Origin of the sequence: Bacillus thermotolerans, from assembly GCF_000812025.2 — a bacterium.
GTDB lineage: Bacteria > Bacillota > Bacilli > Bacillales > Domibacillaceae > Quasibacillus > Quasibacillus thermotolerans.
The window spans coordinates 23,628-38,809 of record NZ_JWJE02000037.1 but is presented as its reverse complement, the minus strand read 5'-3'; the positions used below and the strand labels follow the sequence as shown (position 1 = coordinate 38,809).

The window sequence follows — 15,182 nt, the reverse complement described above, 5'->3', positions numbered from 1 at the left end:
AACAATATTATAAAGTAAAAAGGCAGTTGAAAGTTCATTAGATTGAACTTTCAACTGCCTTTAATAAAAATTAGACTTTTTCAGTGCCCTCCTTACCAGCCGGCGGCTTTTTTTTTAGATGCTTCTCCTGACACATAAACAAACTGAGCGAAATAGTATTATTTTTCCTTCGAATGCCCTTATAATGAAAGGGACTACAAAAAGGAGGAATGAATCATGGCAATTTGGGAGCGTTTAGAATTTGCCCGGTCAGCAACTGTCGGCACGCTTGAAGCGATTGAGGAAGAAAAATGGAATACACAACCCGAAGGATTCGGCAACACCATTAAATGGAATGCAGGCCACATTTACATATCTTTAGAGTCCTTACTTCAGGTGGCTGCCCCTGGTTATGAAGCGGTGAAAGCAGAAGAGTATGCTTCACTTTTCAGCACAGGTACAAGACCTTCAGAATGGACGGATAACGGTCCTTCCAAGCAGGAAATGATCGAGTTGCTTTCTGGCCAGACAGAGCGGGTGAAGCAGTATTTCGAAGAGCGTCTTTCTGACCAGCCTGCTCAGGAGCTTGCGATCGGACCGCTTGCTTTAAAAACAATTGATGATCTAATTAACTTCTCGCTTTTCCATGAAGGTATGCATATAGGTATTATTCAGTCCCAGCTTAAAGTACTGAATAAATAAAAACGAACTCAAACGAATGATAGGCCCGCACACAACAGTTAGACCTCTTGCGTGCGGGCTGTTGTCATTCTTCTTCCATTAGGACAATCGTCAACTTGCTCAGTGTTATCGTTTATTATTAGCATAGCTTCGCGCAATTGTAGATGGTGAAAACTTCACCCGATATTGCCCACTAAGTTCTCTCTTTGCTTTTTCCGTTAATTTAGCTCCCTGGTTATTATGTTCATCTTCCATTTCGATACCGCCTCGGGCTAACTCATCTTTATCCCAGTCAATCCACTTGCCATATCCACTTCCCCACCTCAGTAACTCAGTTCTTAACTTCTTCGAAAGTGGAATATTTGCTAAATCCAAGTTATGTCCGCATTGACTGCACCATATAGGGTCTGCTCCCACATTCCCCTCGACTTTTAATTTATGAGCTTCTCCTCGTTCGCATACGCATGGCATAGATTCAATCGCCTATTCAATCTCCTCTAGGCATTGGTTCATTCTTACTGAGCTAGCTTGCCCTGTTAGTTGATGGAGTTCATTTACGGCTTCGGCTTTTTTGTTAGTTAGCTTCAGGGATAGACGCTTTAATGATTGGTTTCCATCCCGTCCTTTCATGCACTGCCTGCTCAATCAATCGTGCCTTCTCCTTCCAGGCAGCTTCCTTTTGGCAAAGGAGAATCCCGATCACGGTACCGCTGTGACCGACGACGACCCCGCCGTGATGTTTTTCTGCCAGCTCATGAAATAAGGAAAAAAACGGTTTCGGCAAGAATCGCTCATTTAACATTGCACTCCTCGTTGAAGTTGACATAATAGTATTATGGTCATTAGATGTAAGAGCTGCATCCATATCTGTAAAAATTTCCTGCATTTCTCTTCTTTCCTGCAAGGAATATTCCCGTTTACTCAGGCCGTACTTCTCTGTATTGACCTTCCCGCCGCTATCATAGCCGATTAAAAGAAGATCTGGAGGCACCGGATAAGAACGGATTAACTGGCCCGTTTGCTGGTTAACAGCGCTGATGCCTCTGTACATGACCCCATCTGTCGGCTCGACTTCAGCAGCAATCGCCGCAATCTCTCCATCAGTCAAATTCGTTTCGAGACTTGAAGCGACAGCCCTGACAGCAGCCGTAATATCGGCAGAACTGCTCGCCATGCCTTTGCTTTCCGGCAACCGGGAATGAACTGACAGAAAGCCCCCCGTCCTTTTTCCAAGATGCTGCATCGTCCGCTCTGCGGCTCTCAGCATTTTCTTTTTATGCGGCCGGTTTGTCCGAAGGTCCGTTGAAGAGCGAGGGACAAATACAACCCGGCTTCCCCAAGGAACTGGTAAAGTAAATAAAAATGGCTGACCGGCAACCTCGCCTTGCGCCAATTCTCCAAATGTTCCATAAGCTTTTCCCTTTCCTTTTCTCATACGCACTCACCTCAGCCAATAACGGCTTTTTTTATTCTTTCGATCTATTATAATCTTTTTTTCAGACTCCTCCAATTGCTAATGTTATGGTTTATTAATTTGAATTTTGCACAATATGAAATAAATTATTGTTGACGTTATTAGTTATCTTAGTTTAGAATTTGGTTAACAAATTATTTACCTAACTTTGGAGGAAAAGATATGAATGCTCAACGTGAAAAACTTAGGATGATGCTGACCTCTGCTATTTTCGCTGCTATCATCGGTATACTTGCGCAAGTGACTATTCCGCTGCCGCTTGTGCCGATTACCGGGCAGACACTCGCCGTCGGACTTGCTGCAACGATTCTCGGCTCGAAATATGGCGCTCTGTCCGCCCTGCTGTACATGCTGCTAGGTGCGGTGGGGGTTCCTGTTTTCTCGGGAATGAGCGGTGGAATGGGCATTATTGTAGGCCCGACAGGAGGGTTTATTGTCAGCTTTATTATTTCTGCCTTTGTGATCGGCTGGTATATTGAGGCTACGAAGGCTACGGTCACACACGCCTTTATCGCCAACGTCATCGGCATGTTTATTAACCTCTTTATGGGTACAGCCTGGCTGAAGGTTGCCGCTTCACTTTCCTGGCCGGAAGCTTTTGCGGCTGGTTTTCTTCCATTTCTCATTGGCGGAGTCATCAAGGCACTGCTGTCCGCGTGGCTCGGCATCGAAATACGCAAGCGCCTGGCCTCTGCCCGTCTGCTGCCGTATTCTTCATCTAAACGTACGGCTTAAAGAAAAAGACACGGCTGAATTATTCAGCTGTGTCTTTTTCTCGTTCGATAGCAAATTGAAATACTTCTTCTCCAGCCAACTGACCGTGCAAGTAAGTTCTTTCAGCAAAGTACACGTTCTGCTGACGGTCTATAAGCAGCACCGTCGAACACCGGGTGCCGTAATCATTTTCGTGATCCTCAATAAAAATAGAAGAAAGCACACGCTCTTTCTCAAGCGGCACACCAGTAGCCGGCAAGTCCTTATCCTTAGCCTGCTGACGGTCCTGCAGGAAGGAAAATAAACAGGCTGACAAGTTCTCTCGATCATGCTGCAGACAATTATCGAGAGAAGCCTTTCCCTTTTCCGATTTAGGCCACGGAGAATTTAAGCAGGCATTGCTTAAGCTGTGGGTGCCCGGAGAAACCTTTCGAAGATCATCCGTTCTATTGTTGTAGCACCACAATTCATCTAATGTTCCTGCAAGCAAGTTAAAGCCAGGATAGCTGGTTCTTTCCTTCTGTAATTCCTTCATAAACCATTCCGGGCTGGCGGTGCCTGATAAAAATGAACGGACTAGTTCCCCTCTCGACTTCTTTCCATCCGCCTTTTCGGCCGGATCACGAAAGTTCGTTAATGCAGCAAACCGTCCGCTTTTCGTTATGCCGAGCCAGGTGCCCAGTTTTTCTAAATCTCGTCCCGCCAGAACGCCCGGTTCGTCTTTCCAAAAGTGGGCTTGTCTCGTTGGACGAGTGAAAAACTCGTCTCTGTTTGCTGCGAGGACAAATGGGTACTCTGCATCTCTTTGAAACTGAAAATTAATTAAACACATGAACAGCACCTTCCCGGCCACTAAGTTTTCTCGATTTCAATCGGCTGTGAAGCGAGCTCGATTTCGTTCTCTTGAAACAACGCCGCAATGGCATGACGCATTCTGCTTTCAATCTTCTGCTGAATTTCGATACTCTGAACAGGCATCTCTACTATAAATACCATTGCTTTATTGCGAAAGTCAATAAAACGGACATTTTTGGGTCCCATCAAGCGCACTTCCCTTTCGCCTATCACCCGATCAGCGGCCTCGTGCAGAAGCTGTTCGATTCTTTCTGTATCCTGTCCAAAATCTACTTCGACCTTCACCTTCGCCATAATCTCTGCTCCCGACCGGTTCGGTACAATCTGCTCGATAAAGTGCTGGTTCGGAACGATCAGCGTTCCTTCTGTTGCCGTTCTTACAACGGTAGACCGCAGGCGAATCTCTTCCACCCGCCCAACCTGTCCTTTAATTTCGACGATTTCCCCTACTTCAATGGGACGCTCAAATAGAATAATTATGCCCGATACGAAGTTACCGGCCACATTCCTCATCCCAAAACCAATCCCAATGCCGAGCACACTTAACACAGCCACAGCAGCCGATAAGTTCAAACCGACTGTTGTAAAGCTGACAGCTAGCGCAATGAGCATCACCATATAATAAATGATCTGATTTAATGTATAGCTCATGCCTGTATCCAGTCCATAAAACTCATATAGCCGGCTCATTACAAACCGATTAAAGATTTTCACAAGCCGATGAGCCAGGGAAACAATCAGGACCGCGACCAGGATGAGAAAAACTGTAACCTGTACTTCGCCGGATGTATACAGCGGATAAAACAGCCAGTTTTCCTCTGAAAAGAGATGCAGAAAGAGGATAAGAACACCATAAAAGGTCAGCCAATTTAACGTCGTATTCAGCAAAGGAACAAGCTCCTTGTTCCACAGCTCTGATGCAACCTTCCGTCCTTTTACGATTTTCATAATAAGCCATTTCCCAAATAAGATCAGGCCCGATAGAGCAAAGAATTGCACAAACCGAAGCATAGTGCGCTCAGAAGCAAACAACGCCTGTAACTCCTCCATGTCATCACCACTATTTCGTCAGTCTCTCTATCCTTTTACCTATCTAGCTTCAGGCTAAACAGCGGCCGCCTTCTTTCCTCTATATCTATATCGTTCCGCTCAGCTTCTCTCCCCGTTCGAGCATAGCGTTCATTTCTGCTTGCGGCACGAGGCTGCCTCCTGTAGACCAAACGAGATGAACTGCTCCTGCTCTTTGCTGCTCTGTTAAGGCAGATGCCATCCAGCCGCTCTTTACAGCCCTAATCGGTCCTTCCATCCCTGCAAGCGCAGACGGCTCCAGCTTTTCTCCTTCGAAAGTAAACAATGTATATAAATAAGCAAACAGCTTTTCGTCCGTGACGGTAAAGATACCATCTAAATGGGGTTCAACAGCCTTGCCAACGAAGCTGGACGGACGACCGACAGCGAGCCCATCTGCTTCTGTTCTCCCGCCCAGTCCGATATCCTGCACGGAGACTTCATCATGGAGCCCTGTCATTAAACCGATAAGCATGCACGGAGCCTCTATTGGTTCAGCAAAGAAACCATATACATGATCTCCGAACACTCTCTTTAACCCAGCAAAGATGCCTCCCGGCGCTCCGCCGACCCCGCACGGTATGTAGACAATGAGCGGGTGCTGTTCATCAATTTGAATTCCCTGCTCCTTAAATTGCTGCTCCAGACGAAGAGCAGATGTAGAATAGCCTGTAAATAGTTCTTTTGATTGCTCGTCATCGACAAAGAAGCTGTCAGCTGTCTGCTCGCTTAACTTTCTTCCCTCTTTAACTGCACGGCTGTAATCGTCGGCATACTCCACTACATTCACGCCTCGTGCTCTTAGCCGATTCTTCTTCCATTCCTTTGCATCTGCAGACATGTGAACCGTTGTCTGAAAACCAAGAGCCGCTCCTGTCATGCCAATGCTGAGCCCTAAATTCCCCGTTGACCCGACTGAGAGAGAATAACGAGAAAAGAACTCCCTCATAGATGGTGAATCCAGCTTGCGATAATCATCTGTCAGCGATAGAAAACCATGTTCTATCGCTAGGCTTTCGGCAAGTTTCAGTACCTCATACATTCCTCCTCTCGCCTTCACAGAGCCTGCTACCGGCAGCAGGTGATCCGCCTTCAACAGCAAGCGGCCATCGATCGTTTGGCCGTGCAGCTGCTCAAGAAATGCTTTCATCCCGCTGATGTCTATTAGCGGGGATTCGATGATGCCGCCGGCTGCCTTTGTCTCCGGAAACACATGCGCAAGGAACGGCGCAAACCTTTTAAGCCGTTCATCTGCCTCTTTCATATCCTTCAGTGTAATCGGCCAATGACTGGACTCTTGCTTTGATTTCTGGTCATTCAGCCAGGTTACCTCATGACCAGCCTTCATGTCTGCTAACAGCGGCCACTTTTGAACCATCTGCTCTAAATCCTGCTTATTAAGTGTCATTTGTTTCCCCCCATTTTCTATTCAATTCATCACCTCTGCTTGCCAGGAAGCAAAAAAATCCTAAGAAGAAAGCCTTTCTTCTTAGGATTATGGTTCATTGCTTTAGGCAAATACAGTCGTCTGAAGCAAGCCTTTTACTTCACGGCCGAGCTTATCATATTGCTCCTGCTCATCTCTTTCCTTCTTCTCTGCTACACGGAAGGAAGCTGGATGTTCAAGCGATATCTCGACTGAAGCATCATATAAATAAGTAGCATTGCCGATTAAGTCAATCCAATAATCGCCGTTTGCTTTTTTATGTGTTTCACAGCGTACCTTCCCGCCATTGTTGTAGATCTCTACGACCTCTTCAAGCTTGTTATACCCAAGCAGACAGGAAATTAGCGTAGAAGCGGACATCGCTGTACCGCATGCATTCGTAAAGCCCACGCCGCGTTCAAAGGTGCGAACATAAATCTTGCCGGGCTCGATTGAATGCACAAAGCTGACATTCACGCCATCCGGGCAGACAGGATTCGGACCGTTCAAATACTCCGCAATCTGCTTCTGCTCATCCGATGCTATCTGCTCTTTGCCAACGATCGCAATTAAGTGCGGATTCGGCGCCGCAACAGCTGAGAAGGAAATTGTTTCTGACAGCTTTGGCACCTTCTCATTAAGCAGCGTATTCTTGCCTTCAAGATGCATCGGCAGGCTCTCCAAATCAAACAGTACTGGTGAAATTTCTACCCGGTAGGTTGGCACCTCGCTGTACAATTCTTCGTCCTTTGTTACCTTCAGGTCGGCTTTCATTGTCTCAACGACAATTTCATCCTTATTCAGCAGCTCGCACACGTAGCGGCCAAGACAGCGCAGACCATTCCCGCACATAGAAGCCTCTGACCCGTCTGAATTGAAAATACGCATTTTTGCGTCCGCTTTTTTGCTTTCAAGCACGAATAAAATGCCATCTGCTCCTAGGCTGGACTCTCTGTCGCAGAGCGTCACAGATAAGTTTCTGCGGTCTTCCTCCGTAAATGAGTAGCCATTCGTCCATTCATCTATTAACAGGAAGTCATTGCCTGAACCATGGCATTTAATCAATTGAATTTCCACACTAATCCCCTCAATCTATATACGTTTCTTTTAGCATATCAGAAGTATCAAAAGCTGGTCTACGATTTCTTTTGAAATTATTTTGAATTTTACATATAGTGTAGGAAAAAGTTAATTAAAAACAAGAAAGAAAGCAGCACTAAAAGCTTCGACAGTTCCTCCCACTTTCCGGTAAACAGCTTGACTAACGGATATAAAATAAAGCCGAACGCAATGCCATCTGCTATGCTATACGTAAATGGGATGATCACGATAATTAAAATAGCCGGCAACGCTTCTGTCCAATCATGTAAATCAAGCTGGCGGATATTCTGCACCATCAGGCTGCCGATCATGATAAGAATCGGTGCGATCGCCATATCCGGAATCCATTTCATGTAAGGAATCGCAAAGATCGAAAGCAGAAATAATACGCCTGTTGTGAGTGATGTCAGCCCAGTTCGTCCGCCAGCGGCAATGGCTGCTGAGCTTTCTGCTGTCGACACTGTCGGACTCGTACCGAAGATGCCCGAAGCTAATGTGGAAGCTGCCTGCGCCTGAAGCGAACGCTTAAACTTTTCAGGCCGGCCAGCCATCGTTGTCTGGCTATGAATCAGCCCGACATTCTCAAATATGAGCACCATCGTCAATGAAAACACGGCAGACCAGAATGACACGGACAACCAGCCATCGAGTGAAAAGGCGAAAAATACCTCTCTATACGATGAGAAGTCAAAAGAAGATGTCTCTGCTTCAGGCAGAAGACCGGCCGCCCACGTGACAAGCGTGCCGAACACAATGCTCCACAGAAAGCTGCCAGGAATCCCTTTCAGAAAGACAATAAACGTCACAAGCAATGTCAAAATCGTGATGAGGACCGATGGATCGCCCAAATCGCCGAGCGCCAAAATCGTATGCTCTCCCTGTACGACGAGTCCGCCTTTCTCCAGTCCAAGCAGGATTAAGAAGAATCCAATCCCCACGGAAATGGCTTCCTTCAATGAGGCAGGAATAGCTGCATTCAGCTGGTCAGCCGCCCTTGTCACCGAAACGATGATAAACAGTATGCCCGATACAACTACTGCACCGAGTGCCTCCTGCCAGGTTAACCCCATGCTTTGCACGAATGTATAGGTGAACATTGCATTAATGCCCATGCCAGGCACAAGAAGCAGCGGGGCATTTGCCCATAAAGCCACCACTAAACAGCCTGCGAAAGACGTGAGAATCGTTGCTACTACTGCTCCTTCAAATGGAACACCAGCTTCTGACAAAATTAATGAGTTTACAGCGACAATATACAAAATGGTAAAAAAACCGATCAGACCGGCTGTTACTTCCTTTCTCACCGTTGTCTCATGTGCCGCTAATTGAAACAAACCTCCGCGTTTCTTCATTAGGCATATACCTCTTTTACATCCCTCTCCCACCCGCTTCCCCGATTCATTCGGTTCAGCCACAAAAGGTATTGTATCAAAGTGAATTTGAAGAAACAACTTTGATGACAACATAGAGAATGCACTCTGCTCTCACCTTTCACATCAAAAAACCGGCCCCTTTCGGTTGGCCGGTTTTCTTAACACACTCATTCAGCTTCTGCGAATTAGCCTTCGATCGCTCTGATTAAATTCGCCATTTCAATCGCTGTCACAGCAGCTTCTGCTCCTTTATTGCCAGCTTTTGTACCCGCACGCTCAATTGCTTGCTCAATTGTATCTGTTGTTAATACACCAAACACGACAGGAATGCCAGCTTCCATGCTAGCTTGAGCTACACCTTTTGTCGCTTCGCTGCTTACGTAATCAAAGTGAGCAGTTGCACCGCGGATAACCGTTCCTAGTGTAATAACTGCGTCGTATTTTCCGCTATTCGCCATTTTCTTTGCAATCAAAGGAATTTCAAAAGCACCCGGCACCCAAGCGACTTCTACATTCTCTTCCTCCACGCCATGGCGGCGAAGTGTATCTTCTGCACCGCTTAACAGTTTGCTGTTAATAAATTCGTTAAAACGGGCAACAACGATTCCTATTTTTAAACCTGTTCCGATTAAATTCCCTTCAAATGTACGACTCATCCTTCTTCCTCCTCATTAAATATGCAGGTAATGACCCAGCTTTTCTATTTTTGTTTCTAAATAACGGCGGTTCTCCTCTTTCGCCGGCATTTCAATCGGCACGCGCTCGACAACCTCCAGGCCGTGCCCTTTCAACCCCGTAATTTTGCGCGGGTTGTTAGTTAACAGTCGCATCTCTTGAATGCCGAGGTCGCGCAGGATTTGCGCTCCGATGCCGTAATCGCGCAAGTCATCCGCAAAGCCAAGCTGTTCATTCGCCTCTACTGTATCGTATCCTTGCTCTTGCAGCTTATAGGCTTTCATTTTGTTAATCAGACCGATTCCACGGCCTTCCTGACGCATATAAAGAAGCACGCCCCGGCCCTCTTTCTCAATTTGCATAAGAGCCGCATGCAGCTGCGGACCGCAGTCACAGCGATTGGAACCGAACACATCTCCTGTTAAGCATTCCGAATGTACGCGGACAAGAACCGGCTCACCATCGTTGACTTCACCTTTAATGAGCGCTACATGCTCTTTCCCTGTTAATTTCTCCGTGTAACCTACCGCTCTGAAATCACCGTACTCCGTCGGCAGCTGAATCTCTACTTCCCGGTTGACCAGCTCCTCTTTATTTCGGCGATATTCGATTAAATGCTGAATGGTGATCACTTTTAAATCCAGCTTCTCCGCTAGTTCAACTAAGTCCGGCAGACGCGCCATTGTTCCGTCCTCTTTCATGATTTCACAAATGACACCGGCTCCTTGGTATCCAGCAAGCTTTGCTAAATCAACCGCTGCTTCCGTATGGCCGGCTCTTTTTAATACACCGCCTTCTTTCGCGATCAGCGGGAAGATGTGACCCGGACGTTTAAAATCAGATGGAACGGCGTCTTTATGCATCATCTCCCGAATCGTTGCAGCCCGCTCATACGCGCTAATGCCTGTATGAGTAGAGATGTGATCAACGCTCACCGTAAAGGCTGTCCCATGGCTATCCGTATTATGGCTCACCATCATATCCAAGCTGAGCTGTTCAGCTTTCTCTTCTTCAATTGGTACACAAATGAGGCCGCGCCCCTCTCTTGCCATAAAGTTCACCATCTCGGCATCCGCTAAATCTGCCAGCCCAATGAAATCGCCTTCGTTCTCACGGTCTTCATCATCCACTACAATTACAACTTTTCCTTGTTTCAAGTCTTCTAATGCTTCTTCTATTGATGCAAACATTGTCTTCACCCCGTATCCTTAATTATGCAAAGCCGTTTCTTTCAAGCAGTTCCATCGTGATATTCGAGGAAGGCTTTTCAGGTTGACGATTTACCATCCGCTCGACATACTTTGCCAGCATGTCACATTCGATATTCACCGGCTCCCCGATCGCCTTTTGTGCCAATATTGTTTCTTCCTGCGTATGAGGAATGAGTGAAATCGTTAACTCCTTCTCGTTTACGCCGAAAATCGTCAGCGAGGTGCCGTCGAGTGCGACTGACCCTTTTGGCATTAAATAAGAAGCACATTCTGATGGATACGTGATATCCATATACAGAGCATTTTCCACCTGCCTCTTGCCTGAAACCGTTCCTACGCCGTCCACATGGCCTGATACGAAATGCCCTCCAAAGCGGCCGTTGGCGGACATAGCCCGCTCTAAGTTCACTTTCGACCCGCGTCTTACTTTGCTTAGTGAAGTGGAGTGAAAGGTTTCTGGCATAACATCTGCGGTGAAGGCATCTTCTGTGAAGCTTGTGACAGTTAAGCACACGCCGTTGATGGCGATACTATCCCCAAGATGAACATCCTCAAGCACTTTAGAGGCCGCAATGACCAATTCGAGAGACTCGGTGGCAGGCATGACTTCCTTCACTGTCCCAATTTCTTCGATAATCCCAGTGAACATGGTCTCATCCTTCCTTCTGTGAAGCTGTAATTTTCACGTCTGGTCCAATCATTTCTATCTTGTCAAATGACAGCTGGACCGATTCATCCATGGCCGCAAAGCCTTCTCCGCCAAAGAAGGTAGGAGCGGTTTTGCCGCCAATTAGCTTAGGCGCCACGTAAATGATCATTTGCTGGAAGGCTTTCTCTTGGAGAAAGGATGCATTCACCTCTCCGCCGCCTTCAACGAGGAGCGTCATAATGCCTTCTTCTCCTAATGTCTCTAATAAAAGAGGAATAGCAATCTCGGGAGTTTCCAGACGAATAATGTCAGCTCCCTTCTGCAACAGTGCCTCTTCTCTTTCCTCAGACGCATCTTTGCCGCAAATAATCATGGTATCTGCCTCTTTGTTCTCAATGACTCTGGCAGTCACGGGTGTACGTAAATGAGTATCTAAAATAACTCGAATGGGGTGTTTTCCTCCGTGGGGCAAACGGGTGGTAAGGAGTGGGTTATCTTGAAGCACGGTGTTTACACCGACCAGAATAGCGTCATGCTCATTGCGGAGACGATGCACATCCTCTCTCGCCGGTTCACTGGTGATCCACCGGCTATGGCCTGTGTAAGCAGCGGTTTTGCCGTCGGCTGTAACGGCGGTTTTCATCGTGACGAATGGTGTTTTGTACTGGATATAATGAAAAAATGGCTGTAATAAGCGATTGGCTCTTTCCTCGCAGATCCCTGTTTCTACCTCAATGCCGGCTGCCTTCAGCTTTGCGATTCCTCTGCCGCTCACCTGCGGATTCGGATCGACAGTCGCAATGAAGACTCTTTTAATACCTGAAGCAATTACTAAGTCCGCACAAGGCGGAGTTTTTCCATAATGCGAGCACGGCTCTAATGTAACATACATATCCGCGCCGCGCGCCTCTTCTCCTGCTGCAGAGAGCGCATGCACCTCCGCGTGAGCCGTACCGGCTTTCAGATGAGCGCCCATTCCAAGAATGCGTCCATCCTTCACTACAACAGCACCGACAGGCGGGTTGGGGGACGTCTGCCCCTTCACCCCTTCTGCAAGTGACAGGGCTAACTCCATATAGTGTTCCTTTAACATGTTCGCAAATCCCTTCCTTATAAAAGCAAGATTTTCGCCACATGAATCGCGTTCACAGCCAGTAAACGAAAAGCCCCGTATATGTAATATACGGGGCGAAAAGGCATAGCCAAATAAGCATTAAAAACGTTTATTTTTAACGCGCTGCTTCATCCTTCTCCCATCCAGACTATCACTGTCGGCTCCGGAATTTCACCGAATCCACCGCAAACGAATGCGGGTCACGGGCTGAGAGCGCAGGCTCATCACCGCCGGTAGGGAATTTCACCCTGCCCCGAAGGATATCCTATTCAATTTATATCTTATTATCTCCCTTAAAATGCGATTGTGTCAAGGTTTTTAACTTTCTCTTTATGATTAATTTCGATGGAAAATAAACGTTTTTGGTGAATTTGGTCCCCAATTCGTCCCCATCGTCCCCAATTAAAACTGCTGAAAAGTTTTTCATTTCTTTCTTTCTAATGGCGCTGCCTCAAATAATTCACTCAGCTGATTAGCTGGAAACTCTACCTCTGTGCCATCATTCAATATGATTGCCATCTCCTCGCCTTCTTCTGTTGGTTCCACAATAGCAACCGAAAGGCCGCTCCCTTTGTGGCGAAGATCCACATCATTTTCAAATATGTACTCCTCTAGTTCTTTGCTGTTTCTGATGTCTTCTAACATGTTCTCTCCTCCTTTATGAACTGTGATTATTCGCTATGTATGAACAAATTCCTTCTATAAATAAAAAAGCCTGCTCGATAAAGCAGACTTTAAACTGTTGCTAACTTTCTTTCAATCTTTTTCGACTTTTTTTGGATTTGTTTTCGCTCATTGTCAGCGATTGTATTCTTTTTCATCAAAGATGAAAATTCTAAAGCAGTAATCTTTCCGTTCAAGTAGGCTCTTCTAGCTTCATCTAGCGTCCTGTATTTCTTGCTCATACCAAACTCCTCCTTCAATATTATCTTTACCCACTACGTCGAAAATTATAGCTAGTTGGTTTGAGAACAATTGGAAATAAGCTATATCGTCCTCAGAAAAACAATCCTTCACTGATCCATCTATGCTCAAAACCGCTATTGGGCTTGAGTTCAACATTATAGGACAACATAATAGTGAATAATATGTCTTAGTAGCCTCGGGTTTTTTCTGAAAGTTTTTGTCTTCCGTTACATCCTTACAATATGTATATTCACCTTTAGACAAAGTTTTTCCTGCTATCGAAGAGCTAATTTTAAGACGTAACTTTTCCTTGCCTTTTACACTGAAACCACAGCCCTCAAAAATTTTCAATTGACTAGGATCCTCATCATCTACCACGAAAATTGCACACCTGTGGTTAATTTTCTTCATGCTTTTTAAAGTTAATGGAATCTGTTCTATTATCATGTCCATTACTTTTCTTCCGTGGGCAGTTAGTTGGGACTTTTGATTTGTTCGATTTAATTCTAATAAATAAGGTATCTCCTTACTAACCTGATCAATCAATGTCAATATCTGAGACTTTTGCATAGAATCATCCATAGTCTTCTCTAAGTTTTCTTTGTACTCTTTGATCAAATCCGATCCAGGAGCTTTGTGCACCTTCCAAATCCTTACCCCCAGATAAAGTATACCAAATATAATTAAAATGTATAACAACCATAAGAATAATGACGGAGGGAGGTTATCAACCTGGCTAGAAAGTGATTGATCTAATTCGTTAAAAGTCTGTGTTTCCGTAATAAAATTCATTCATTCACCCCCTATATCAGTAATAGATAAATAGTACCACATTTCCCCTCTACAGGCATGGTATTTTTATAAATTTCAGGTACCTTTTTCTTCTACTTCCATAAATAAGCCCCACTGCTAAGAGCAGGGCCCTTGATTACTTCTTATCTCCGATAACTAATCCACGTTCTAAAGCCGTATAAATCAGTCCAACCGCTTCATTTTGTGTTAGCTCTCCCTTTAAATATCGCTCACGCCATGATAGATCAATTGCTTTATCTCCATGAACACTTTTATCGGCAAAACGCAACAACACTTTGCTGACGGACGCATGCATGCTTTCTGGTGGCAAAAACATTGCTATCTCCTCCTTTTTAGTTGTTTGTGTCGCACTTGCTGATGTGGCTGTGTTTAACTCTTTATTGATAATCGCCGAGGCAAAATCACGCGCGACCTGGTCGATGTTTCTCTTTAGATAAGCGACTTCACTTGGATTAGTTACAAAACAAACTTCCACGAGGCGATAATTCACCCCGATTCGCTTGGCTGTGTTTGCATTTAAAAGGTTGCTTCGTGGATGAAAAGCTTTATTGCCTCTCCAGCCAAAGTGTTTTTTAATGACACCGGCCAGGCGTTCATCCAAAGCATCCGCTTTTAATCCAGACCCAAAAATAATATGCCCGCCTTTAGCACTGCTGGATGCCGCATCCAAATGAAATTCAATGACATTTTTGTCTTTAAGTGAGTAAATGCCGCGCCCCCTTTTCGTTTCCTTATAGCAGTTCTTAGACATATCATAAATTTCAACCTCTGAACCGGCATACTTTTTGATTCGTGGTGCAAGTTCTTGGCGGATGAAATCCCGTTCATTAATGCCATTGGCCGCTGCGCCCGGATCTCCTGCACCATGTCCACATACAATGATGTTTTTAGCCATTATTCAAGACCGCCTTTCTTTAAATACTGAGCATTCTTGCGTGCTTTCCAAGTAATATTGTTGTTTTTCCACCATGCAATAATTGAAGTGATGGCAGTAACCAAGGTTGAAACAAACATTTCAACTTCGTGGTCCTCAAAAGGCAAAGGGCTGTATCCGAACGCCGCTAATAATTGATTAATTAACGCAACAAAAAGAACGACCGTCCGCACGATCGTTCCAGTGTCGACTTTATTCATTTATTTGTC

Annotated in this window: 18 protein-coding genes and 1 riboswitch; of the genes, 2 read left to right on the top strand and 16 right to left on the bottom strand. The window is 45.5% G+C overall.

What is annotated here, in order from left to right; translation table 11 throughout:
- The first annotated feature begins 216 nt into the window (after positions 1-216).
- Positions 217-681: a DinB family protein gene (locus tag QY97_RS13730; RefSeq protein WP_039237323.1), complete on the top strand. Its 465-nt coding sequence runs from the start codon at positions 217-219 to the stop codon at positions 679-681.
- A gap of 105 nt (positions 682-786) precedes the next feature.
- On the opposite strand, the gene QY97_RS13725 is transcribed toward QY97_RS13730, so the two are convergent.
- Both QY97_RS13725 and QY97_RS19630 read right to left on the bottom strand, forming a co-directional pair.
- Entirely contained in the window at positions 787-1,131 is a 345-nt protein-coding gene (locus QY97_RS13725) for a hypothetical protein (protein ID WP_039237321.1), read from the bottom strand.
- Between the two features lie 103 nt (positions 1,132-1,234).
- Positions 1,235-2,095: a GHMP family kinase ATP-binding protein gene (locus QY97_RS19630; protein ID WP_052717230.1), complete on the bottom strand. Its 861-nt coding sequence runs from the start codon at positions 2,093-2,095 to the stop codon at positions 1,235-1,237.
- A gap of 201 nt (positions 2,096-2,296) precedes the next feature.
- Between QY97_RS19630 and QY97_RS13715 the strand changes: the two genes are divergently transcribed.
- A complete protein-coding gene (locus QY97_RS13715; RefSeq protein WP_039237319.1) occupies positions 2,297-2,869 on the top strand; it encodes a biotin transporter BioY in 573 nt (190 codons plus the stop codon).
- A 19-nt stretch (positions 2,870-2,888) separates the two neighbouring features.
- Here QY97_RS13715 and QY97_RS13710 read toward each other — a convergent pair whose 3' ends face one another.
- The 14 genes from QY97_RS13710 to QY97_RS13650 form a co-directional block, all read right to left on the bottom strand.
- On the bottom strand, positions 2,889-3,680 hold the full coding sequence (locus QY97_RS13710; protein WP_039237317.1) for an NRDE family protein: 792 nt from the start codon (positions 3,678-3,680) through the stop codon (positions 2,889-2,891).
- A gap of 20 nt (positions 3,681-3,700) precedes the next feature.
- Positions 3,701-4,753, bottom strand: coding sequence for a mechanosensitive ion channel family protein (locus tag QY97_RS13705; protein ID WP_082090188.1), 1,053 nt, complete (start codon positions 4,751-4,753; stop codon positions 3,701-3,703).
- Between the two features lie 85 nt (positions 4,754-4,838).
- Positions 4,839-6,179, bottom strand: coding sequence for a D-serine ammonia-lyase (locus QY97_RS13700; protein WP_039237314.1), 1,341 nt, complete (start codon positions 6,177-6,179; stop codon positions 4,839-4,841).
- A 102-nt stretch (positions 6,180-6,281) separates the two neighbouring features.
- Positions 6,282-7,274 (bottom strand): diaminopimelate epimerase, encoded by a 993-nt coding sequence (dapF, locus tag QY97_RS13695; RefSeq protein ID WP_039237313.1) that lies wholly within the window; start codon positions 7,272-7,274, stop codon positions 6,282-6,284.
- A gap of 89 nt (positions 7,275-7,363) precedes the next feature.
- Positions 7,364-8,650, bottom strand: coding sequence for an NCS2 family permease (locus QY97_RS13690; protein ID WP_039237311.1), 1,287 nt, complete (start codon positions 8,648-8,650; stop codon positions 7,364-7,366).
- A gap of 206 nt (positions 8,651-8,856) precedes the next feature.
- Positions 8,857-9,327 carry a 6,7-dimethyl-8-ribityllumazine synthase gene (gene ribH / locus QY97_RS13685; protein ID WP_039237309.1) on the bottom strand — a complete coding sequence of 157 codons (471 nt, stop codon included), beginning with the start codon at positions 9,325-9,327 and terminating at the stop codon, positions 8,857-8,859.
- A 15-nt stretch (positions 9,328-9,342) separates the two neighbouring features.
- Positions 9,343-10,536, bottom strand: a complete 1,194-nt coding sequence (locus QY97_RS13680; RefSeq protein ID WP_039237308.1) for a bifunctional 3,4-dihydroxy-2-butanone-4-phosphate synthase/GTP cyclohydrolase II — start codon at positions 10,534-10,536, stop codon at positions 9,343-9,345.
- 22 nt (positions 10,537-10,558) lie between these two features.
- Positions 10,559-11,206, bottom strand: a complete 648-nt coding sequence (gene ribE, locus QY97_RS13675; RefSeq protein WP_039237306.1) for a riboflavin synthase — start codon at positions 11,204-11,206, stop codon at positions 10,559-10,561.
- Between the two features lie 4 nt (positions 11,207-11,210).
- Positions 11,211-12,299, bottom strand: coding sequence for a bifunctional diaminohydroxyphosphoribosylaminopyrimidine deaminase/5-amino-6-(5-phosphoribosylamino)uracil reductase RibD (gene ribD, locus QY97_RS13670; RefSeq protein WP_039237305.1), 1,089 nt, complete (start codon positions 12,297-12,299; stop codon positions 11,211-11,213).
- A gap of 148 nt (positions 12,300-12,447) precedes the next feature.
- A riboswitch (FMN riboswitch) is annotated at positions 12,448-12,585 on the bottom strand.
- A gap of 158 nt (positions 12,586-12,743) precedes the next feature.
- Positions 12,744-12,965 (bottom strand): hypothetical protein, encoded by a 222-nt coding sequence (locus QY97_RS13665; RefSeq protein ID WP_039237304.1) that lies wholly within the window; start codon positions 12,963-12,965, stop codon positions 12,744-12,746.
- An 89-nt stretch (positions 12,966-13,054) separates the two neighbouring features.
- The gene (locus QY97_RS20485) at positions 13,055-13,225 is read right to left on the bottom strand and encodes a hypothetical protein (protein WP_157761902.1); all 171 of its coding nucleotides are present in this window, start codon (positions 13,223-13,225) and stop codon (positions 13,055-13,057) included.
- Positions 13,197-14,018: a GAF domain-containing protein gene (locus tag QY97_RS13660; protein WP_039237303.1), complete on the bottom strand. Its 822-nt coding sequence runs from the start codon at positions 14,016-14,018 to the stop codon at positions 13,197-13,199. Before QY97_RS13660 ends, QY97_RS20485 begins: the two co-directional genes overlap by 29 nt.
- Before the next feature lie 136 nt (positions 14,019-14,154).
- Positions 14,155-14,934, bottom strand: a complete 780-nt coding sequence (locus QY97_RS19625) for an N-acetylmuramoyl-L-alanine amidase (RefSeq protein WP_052725904.1) — start codon at positions 14,932-14,934, stop codon at positions 14,155-14,157.
- On the bottom strand, positions 14,934-15,173 hold the full coding sequence (locus tag QY97_RS13650; protein ID WP_039237302.1) for a phage holin: 240 nt from the start codon (positions 15,171-15,173) through the stop codon (positions 14,934-14,936). Before QY97_RS13650 ends, QY97_RS19625 begins: the two co-directional genes overlap by 1 nt.
- Positions 15,174-15,182 lie beyond the last annotated feature (9 nt).

Bases quoted from the DNA above. Each gene is read 5' to 3' on its own strand.
- QY97_RS13660 (WP_039237303.1), bottom strand. From the start codon at position 14,018: ATGAATTTTATTACGGAAACACAGACTTTTAACGAATTAGATCAATCA.
- QY97_RS13730 (WP_039237323.1), top strand. From the start codon at position 217: ATGGCAATTTGGGAGCGTTTAGAATTTGCCCGGTCAGCAACTGTCGGC.
- ribD (WP_039237305.1), bottom strand. From the start codon at position 12,299: ATGTTAAAGGAACACTATATGGAGTTAGCCCTGTCACTTGCAGAAGGG.
- QY97_RS13705 (WP_082090188.1), bottom strand. From the start codon at position 4,753: ATGGAGGAGTTACAGGCGTTGTTTGCTTCTGAGCGCACTATGCTTCGG.
- ribH (WP_039237309.1), bottom strand. From the start codon at position 9,327: ATGAGTCGTACATTTGAAGGGAATTTAATCGGAACAGGTTTAAAAATA.
- QY97_RS13650 (WP_039237302.1), bottom strand. From the start codon at position 15,173: ATGAATAAAGTCGACACTGGAACGATCGTGCGGACGGTCGTTCTTTTT.
- ribE (WP_039237306.1), bottom strand. From the start codon at position 11,206: ATGTTCACTGGGATTATCGAAGAAATTGGGACAGTGAAGGAAGTCATG.
- QY97_RS13665 (WP_039237304.1), bottom strand. From the start codon at position 12,965: ATGTTAGAAGACATCAGAAACAGCAAAGAACTAGAGGAGTACATATTT.
- QY97_RS13725 (WP_039237321.1), bottom strand. From the start codon at position 1,131: ATGCCATGCGTATGCGAACGAGGAGAAGCTCATAAATTAAAAGTCGAG.
- QY97_RS20485 (WP_157761902.1), bottom strand. From the start codon at position 13,225: ATGAGCAAGAAATACAGGACGCTAGATGAAGCTAGAAGAGCCTACTTG.
- QY97_RS19625 (WP_052725904.1), bottom strand. From the start codon at position 14,934: ATGGCTAAAAACATCATTGTATGTGGACATGGTGCAGGAGATCCGGGC.
- QY97_RS19630 (WP_052717230.1), bottom strand. From the start codon at position 2,095: ATGAGAAAAGGAAAGGGAAAAGCTTATGGAACATTTGGAGAATTGGCG.
- QY97_RS13680 (WP_039237308.1), bottom strand. From the start codon at position 10,536: ATGTTTGCATCAATAGAAGAAGCATTAGAAGACTTGAAACAAGGAAAA.
- QY97_RS13715 (WP_039237319.1), top strand. From the start codon at position 2,297: ATGAATGCTCAACGTGAAAAACTTAGGATGATGCTGACCTCTGCTATT.
- QY97_RS13700 (WP_039237314.1), bottom strand. From the start codon at position 6,179: ATGACACTTAATAAGCAGGATTTAGAGCAGATGGTTCAAAAGTGGCCG.
- QY97_RS13710 (WP_039237317.1), bottom strand. From the start codon at position 3,680: ATGTGTTTAATTAATTTTCAGTTTCAAAGAGATGCAGAGTACCCATTT.
- QY97_RS13690 (WP_039237311.1), bottom strand. From the start codon at position 8,650: ATGAAGAAACGCGGAGGTTTGTTTCAATTAGCGGCACATGAGACAACG.